Annotated in this window: 1 protein-coding gene; it reads left to right on the top strand. The window is 57.9% G+C overall.

All coding sequences use genetic code 11. From position 1 onward, the window contains the following. Positions 1–2,450: tape measure protein (locus T370_RS0121645; protein ID WP_029436984.1), on the top strand; the 2,450-nt coding region annotated here is incomplete at both ends.

Genomic DNA, 2,450 nt, shown 5'->3' with positions numbered 1-2,450 from the left:
GCATCCGCCGGTGCCGCCCTTGCCCTTTCGCAAGACGATATGCAGGGGGCTTTTCTCGCCCTTGGGCAGATGATCAGCAAGGGCAAGGTGCAGGCGGAAGAATTGCGGGGACAGCTCGGCGAACGTCTCCCCGGCGCGTTCCAGCTCGCGGCTAAGGCCATGAACATGACCACGGCGGAACTGGATAAGTTTATGGCGGACGGCAAGCTCACCGCCGAAGACCTTTTGCCGAAGCTGGCAAAGGTCATGCGGGAAGATTTCGGGGCCGCCGCCGAAGCCGCGTCGCAGGGGCTGCAAGGGGCGCTCAACCGCCTTTCGACCGAATGGACGCTTTTAAAAAGCTCCATTGTCGACTCCGACGCCGCCGTTGCTGGCATCAATGCCGTGCGCGGGGCGGTCGGCGGCTTGCAGACGGCTTTTGATACTCTGGCAAAATACAAGGATATTTTTAAGGCTCTGGCCGTTGGTGCCGGGCTTGCTGGAATTGTCGCGCTCGCACCCAAAGCAGCCGACGCCGTTCTGGGGCTTGCTGCATCGTTTAAGGTTCTTCTGCCATTGCTTGCAAATCCGTGGACGCTGACGCTCGCAGCTATAGGCGCGGCAGCCGCAGGCGTCTACTACTACGCCGAACAGGCCGACGTCGCCACACAGGCCCAGCGTGATCTGAACAGTGCTCAGGAACTTTCCGTCAGGATCAATAAAGAGCTTGCGGATAGCACAGAGGACTCCGCAGATAGTCTCGGCGCGCGGGCCGAGGCCGCCCGGAATCAGCTTGAAGCACTGCAAAACGCCCGTCAGTCCGTGCTTGACAGCATGTCGTCGGAAAACGAATCTGCTTTTGCGGGATGGAATTTTGCCAGCCTTTCCGCAAACAAATTCGTTGACGCTATTGACCGTCTGAAAGCTGAGGCATCGAAAACAGGTGATTTCAAAGGATTTGAAGACGCCTTAAAAAATATCGAGCTTGAGGCACGGGCAGCCGGAAAGGACACCGGTGAATTCAAGGACGCGCTGAGTGATGCCCGCGCGACGGCGGCCCTTGGCATTAAGCTGGATATTTCTATTCAGGGAATGGAGAATCTCTTCAATGTCCAGAGCTGGCTCCGTAAGTTTGTGGGGGCTTACGGTATATCCCTTTCCGAAGTTTCACCTCACGGTCAAAAAACAGACTGGAAGGAACAGCGGGATAACGCAACGCAGGCCGCGATCCAAAAATATGAAGCGGCATTTACAAAAACAGATTCCGGACGCCTTGAGACGCTGCGCGCGCAGAAAAAGGAATATCAGGATCAGCTCAATCAGCTAGGGTCACTCCTTTTGACCGACGAGCAGCGTAATCGGCAGGGGCAGATACTTAATGGCCTGCTCAATGATACCGAGTCAAAGATCAAGGGGATTCTCGATAAGGGCAAAAAGAAGGATAACGGCCTCGAACAGGCGCAGCGCAATCTCGATGCCTATAACGCCGAACTTGGCAAGACCGAGGCGTCCATCCGCTCGCTGCAAGCACAGCTCGCCACCAAGCCCGGCGAGATCTTCACGCGCGAGCAGGCGAAAATTGCAGCCGAATACGAGACGACGCTTAAGCAGATCGGCAAGCAGGCTGCGGACTATGCTCGCAAGAAAGGCGTCAGCACCGAGCAGGTCAATCAGCTCAAGAATCAGCGGCTCATCGAAGCCGGGCTCAAGCGCGATCTTGATCTGCGTCAGGCGCAGGAAAAAGAGGAAAAGCGCCTCGCCGATCTGGCCAAGGACAAATACGATTTTTACAAAGAACTTGAGGAACTGACGGGACAGTACGGGCTTTCTCTCAAGTACCAGTCCGAGGCTATCGCAGCACAGGTCAAGGAACTTGAGCGGCTTGAGATTCCACAGGAGTACATCAATCAGTGGCGTGAGCTGAAAGAGCTTCAAGCCTCCCGCGAATGGGCGGACGGCGCGCAACGGGCGTTCCTCCAGTACCGGGCCGATGCGACCGACGCGGCGAAGGGGGCGGAAGAGGCTTTTAGCGGCCTTTATTCAGGCATGGATTCCGGCTGGAAATCGGCATGGGAGCAGATGATCGAGACGGGCAAAGTGTCCCTGTCGTCGTTCCGTTCCGTGTTCGCATCCTTCCTTGCCGATTTGATGCATATGGCCATCACCCGGCCCATCACGGTTCAGATTGCGGGCGTTGTGTCGGGGATGCTCGGCACGGGCGGGGTGGCGTATGCGGCGGGGGGCTCGGGCGGGGGGGCTGGCGGGTTGCTTAGCAACGTTCCGCTTTCCAACCTGTCCAGCTTTCTCCCTGATTCATTCACTTCCGGTTTGTCCGGCTTTATGGGGGCGGCCCTTCCGGGTACGGTTTCCGCATTGACGACGCCGGGAGCGTACACGGCAGGAGAAATCCTGCTCATGCAGGGCGGCGGCACCACTGCGGGTACGGTGGGCGGTCAGGCCGCGCTCATGTC

Origin of the sequence: Bilophila wadsworthia ATCC 49260 (genome assembly GCF_000701705.1) — a bacterium.
GTDB classification, from domain to species: domain Bacteria; phylum Desulfobacterota; class Desulfovibrionia; order Desulfovibrionales; family Desulfovibrionaceae; genus Bilophila; species Bilophila wadsworthia.
The sequence above is the reverse complement of the archived record's forward strand: the minus strand, read 5'-3'. Positions and strand labels throughout refer to the sequence as shown.